This is a genomic window from Coleofasciculus sp. F4-SAH-05, from assembly GCF_040222985.1.
Taxonomy (GTDB): Bacteria; Cyanobacteriota; Cyanobacteriia; order Cyanobacteriales; family Coleofasciculaceae; genus Coleofasciculus; species Coleofasciculus chthonoplastes.
Genome location: NZ_JAVKBY010000177.1, coordinates 1 through 4660, shown reverse-complemented (window position 1 = coordinate 4660; position 4660 = coordinate 1). Strand labels below are relative to the sequence as shown.

The following is a 4660-nucleotide window of genomic DNA, read 5'->3' as shown; positions in this document are numbered from 1 at the left end:
CTTGATAATTTAGTCCGCGTAGGCGGACTTTGTTTGTGTAGCAGCGACTTCTAGTCGCCATTGCAAAAAGGGGGTTTCTTATAAGAATCTTAATGGGGGAACGCCTGAACTAGCGGGCATTACCTGACCAATAATGCGACTATCTTTATATCCTAATTCTTGCAGAACCTGTACACAATTTGCTGCTTGATCCCCAGGAATCGTCGCCAATAACCCGCCAGAGGTTTGCGGATCAAAAAGTACCGGATAATTAACGCGATCGCACATCTCTTCTTGATTCCTGATAAACTGTGCCGCTTGGACATTTTGGGGATACAGTGAACTGACAATTCCCTGTTGCACAAGTTCCGTCACCCCCTCCAGCAGGGGAATTTTATCCCACTCTAATTCCACCGCCACCCCCGATGCTTGCACCATTTCCACCAAATGTCCCACCAATCCAAACCCCGTGACATCGGTACAAGCTGTGACACCATGATCTCGGAATACTTGAACCGCTTCCTGATTGGATAACAGCATCGACTCAACCGCCTGATCAATCCAGCGCCCTTTTGCCTGTAAACGCTGATGTGCAGCAAATAAAATCCCGGTTCCTAACGCTTTAGTGAGAATTACGCGATCGCCCGGTTTCATCCCACTTTTTTTAAGGATTTGCTGAGGATATACTAACCCATTACAGGATAAACCAAAGGTTAATTCCGCCCCTTCTGTGGTATGTCCTCCCACCAACGGCGCTTGTACTTGAGATAATACCTTCATCGCCCCGGATAACAATTGATAGAGAGTTTCCTCCTGTTTTTCTGCTGTCGCATAAGGAACCGTTACCATTGCCAAAACACTCTGAGGCGTCGCACCCATGGCAAATAAATCGCTGAGACAATGATGAGTGCTAATTTGTCCAAAGATAAAAGGATCATTGATTAAAGTGCGAAAATAATCAATCGTTTGCACTAAGAATTTATCGGCGGTAACTTTTAGCACCGCTGCATCATCAGGCGTCTCTAATCCGAGAATAATATCCTCTGGCGTGGAGAAAAAACACTCATCCTGCAACCGTTTTAACACTCGTTCTAGAGTCGTGCTACCCACTTTAGAACCACAGCCAGCACAATACATGGGTGAGGGGTTATTCGGCTTCTTTAGAAAGGCTAATTGCGTCGGATTAGGCGTTTTCTCTGCACTATTATTAGCCGCTTCCATCTCTGGCAAATCCCTAAATTGCCGCATAAATTTGCCATCAATATGATCCTTCCAACGCCATAATAGTCGGGAATGCCAGCCAAAGGGACCCCAAGATGCGATCGCGCTTCCATCACCTGTGCCAATTAAACTCAAAAACCGCCGTTGAGGTTTGTGAGGATGTAGCGCTTTCCCTTGTACAAAGCGACGCAAATTTTCCACTAAAGGCTTCCCTTGACGCACCGCAAATACCCCAGCTTTAGGGCGAGGATGATTCACCATGGTGGCGATATCACCAGCGGCCAACATATAAGGATGAGAGAGGGATTGTAACGTATCACCAACTGAAATAAAACCCTTTGAAGTGGTATGCAATCCAGATTCAGCAATCCAACTCGGTGCAGAGGCTTGCGTTACCCAGAAGCTATAATCACAATCGACAACGAAACCCGACTCACAGCAAATTTTATCGGGCAAAATCTGAGAAACAGTTTCCCCTAAATGTACCTGAATTTCCCGTTTCCTTAGTAGCTTCTGAACATATCGCCGCGTCCAGTAATTATGACCTGGTAATACTTGATTACCCCGATGAAATAAATGAATTTTTACAGACGTGCCATGGCGCGTTTCTACATCATTAATACGCCGTTGCATTGTCATTGCCAGTTCTACCCCACCTGCACCACCGCCAACAATTCCTAAACTCAGAGATTGTTGAGGATGTTGTGCAATGGTTTCAATAATTCGATTCCATCGCGTTAAAAATTGGGGGACAGGTTTAGCCGGAATTGCATATTTAGCTACGCCAGGAACCGATTCTTTAGCCGGGGTACTACCAATATCAATCGATACGATATCAAAGGCAACGGGAGGACGATTGGCACAGATAACTTTATTGGAGTTTAAATCTAAACCCACGGCTTTATCAATATATAATTGAGCGCCAGCAAAGTGGGCAAGACGCCGCAAATCAATATGACATTCATCAAAGGTATAGAAGCCAGCAACATGACCTGGTAACATCCCGGAATAGGGGGTATGAGACACATTTGTGAGCAGCGTCAAGCGCACTCCGGGTAAGGGATTCATCCCCAACATCCGCAGTGCGATCGCGTGGCTATGACCGCCGCCGATCAGGACTAAGTCTTTGTCTTTTGTCCTTTGTCCTTTGTCCTTTGTCATTGGTCAGGGGTTGACACTTATATGCCTAATTTAACATAGTTAAGTTTATTGACACTCACCGATTTATAATTATTGGCTTCGATTATAATTTAAATCACCTAGATTATTCAGAAAAACAAATGTTCAAGCGTTTCTATCTATTACTCGGTAGTCATACCTTCCTAATTGTACCCTTAATTTTCACGTCTCCAGCCGCTGCCGTTCAACTGCTCGGACGTGCTATTCTTAGGGCAGATACATTCACCCCAGGTCCCACCTCAGGACAACAAATTTCTATTCCGTTTACTGAGCAACAACCCGTGCAGGGCTTTTCGGCTGTTTTACCTGGACCCAAACCGGGAACCTTTCGGGTTTTGGCAGATAACGGTTTTGGTCTTAAAAATAATTCGGCTGATTTTCTGCTACGGGTTTATGCTGTCGAACCCGATTTTACCACAGGTCAAGTTTTCCCGGTTAATTTCCAAACGGGTGAACGCCTGACTCGCTTTAGCCAGGAAAGTTTTTTACAGTTAAATGATCGGAACAATCAGATAGACTTTCCGCTTATTGCCGAACAATCCTTGTATCCAGAAACCACCATTCCTGTAGACTCAAAGATTCAATCCAATCGCTGGTTAACGGGTGCTGACTTTGACATCGAATCCTTCCGTCAAGCGAGTGATGGAACGTACTGGTTTGGTGATGAATTTGGTCCCTTTCTTCTCCATGTTTCGGCGGATGGTCAAGTTCTTGATGCGCCAATTCCGTTACCCAATTTTCTGGGTTTGGGTGATAACCCCTTGGTTCAGTCTCCTGATAATCCCCAATTAGACAGTACAGCAAATTTGGGGGGTTCCAACGGATTTGAAGGGCTGGCACTCAATAGCAGTGGCACCAAACTCTACGCCATGTTAGAAGGAGCATTGCAACCTGATGATCAACGCGATCGCCTCTTGATTAATGAGTTTGATTTAGCTACCAAAAAATATACAGGAAAAACATTTTTCTATCAACGAGATCCTAAAGGTAAAGTGATTGGTGACTTGACAGCAATTAATGACCATGAATTTCTGGTCATCGAGCGCGATAATCGGCAAGGCGATCCTAATAATCCAGAATTTCCTAGACCGGCTGAATTTAAGCGAATTTACAAAATTGATATCAATCAGATAGATAGTGATGGCTTTGTCCAAAAAGAGTTATTAGTGGATTTGCTGAATATCCCCGATCCCAATAATCTAGGAGGCAATGGTACAACAGATGGAGTATTTACGTTCCCATTTGTTACAATTGAGAGTGTATTACCTGTGGATGATAAAACCCTACTGGTGATTAACGATAATAATTACCCATTTTCTAAAGGGCGTAGTCCTGACCAACCCGATAATAACGAATTCATTCTTATCCAACTCGATCAATCCTTAAATCTTGCTCCGTCTCAGGCTACCCCTGTCCCTGAACCGATGACTATTTTGGGTTCGGCTGTGGCATTTGATTTTGGTATCTTATTTAACGCTAAAAAAAGGCAGTGAATTTTGAAGACTTAGTAGACGGTGCAACCTCTACAGACGATGCTGAAAAGTCAAAACCCGATCCCGATATCTTTCAAGCGGCATTAGATAAGCTGGATGGATTGACTCCCTGGAATATCAATCACCCAATAGTCTCGTATTTGATGTCGTGCATATATCTGAGCCTTCTGTTTTAAATCATAGGAAAGGGTTGAATTGGATACCTCAATGAGCCAATAAATATCGTTGGGTTGCGGATGACGCTGATCATAGCGCGATTCTGGGGGTATGGCGATACAAATATCCGGTTGTGGCTCACCATCACTGGGTAATGTAACTGGGGCTGTGGCAAAGACAACCGCTTGAGTCCCTAAAATAGCTTCTAGGTACTTCACGCCGCGTCGATAGGTAACCCGATGAATCGGGAGTTCTGGAGCCATATTGATAATCTGTCCGTCGATTAGTTCAACCTCCCGACCTGCCAAGATGCCACTTTCAATCATCTGATGATAATCGGCGACAGTCCAGTGGGTTAATGTTCTGACCATAGCGATTTTGCGGCTATTTGAGTATTCAGCCTAATCGTACTAGTTTAGCAAACTCTGAGAATGCCTGTTTGTTATTGGCTGTTCGGCATTTAAACCTTAATGTCAATAATAGCTCTCATCCTTGTAGTGCGTTAAGCGAAGCCATGCCGCAGGCTTTGCATCTTGCTCGCTACTAATACCTAATAGGTTTTAATATCTATCTGACTTTCACAACTACTGAACTAATCGGCGAATTTTACCATAAGCAATATAGGAACCTCC

The 4660-nt window shown here is 44.2% G+C and carries 3 protein-coding genes; 1 reads left to right on the top strand and 2 read right to left on the bottom strand.

All coding sequences use genetic code 11. The annotated features are described in order from the left end of the window. Window positions 1-78 precede the first annotated feature (78 nt). A complete protein-coding gene (gene selD / locus RIG27_RS20925; protein WP_446348340.1) occupies window positions 79-2361 on the bottom strand; it encodes a selenide, water dikinase SelD in 2283 nt (760 codons plus the stop codon). A gap of 119 nt (window positions 2362-2480) precedes the next feature. Here selD and RIG27_RS20920 point away from each other — a divergent pair, with 119 nt between their 5' ends. Beyond that, window positions 2481-3872 carry a PEP-CTERM sorting domain-containing protein gene (locus RIG27_RS20920; RefSeq protein WP_446348338.1) on the top strand — a complete coding sequence of 464 codons (1392 nt, stop codon included), beginning with the start codon at window positions 2481-2483 and terminating at the stop codon, window positions 3870-3872. An 83-nt stretch (window positions 3873-3955) separates the two neighbouring features. Here the strand turns inward: RIG27_RS20920 and RIG27_RS20915 are convergent, their stop codons facing one another. Next, window positions 3956-4399: a Uma2 family endonuclease gene (locus RIG27_RS20915; RefSeq protein WP_446348336.1), complete on the bottom strand. Its 444-nt coding sequence runs from the start codon at window positions 4397-4399 to the stop codon at window positions 3956-3958. Window positions 4400-4660: the final 261 nt, after the last annotated feature.

What these genes read in the sequence shown, in the direction of transcription:
- RIG27_RS20915 (WP_446348336.1), bottom strand. Translation starts at nt 4,399, where the DNA reads ATGGTCAGAACATTAACCCACTGGACTGTCGCCGATTATCATCAGATG.
- selD (WP_446348340.1), bottom strand. Translation starts at nt 2,361, where the DNA reads ATGACAAAGGACAAAGGACAAAGGACAAAAGACAAAGACTTAGTCCTG.
- RIG27_RS20920 (WP_446348338.1), top strand. Translation starts at nt 2,481, where the DNA reads ATGTTCAAGCGTTTCTATCTATTACTCGGTAGTCATACCTTCCTAATT.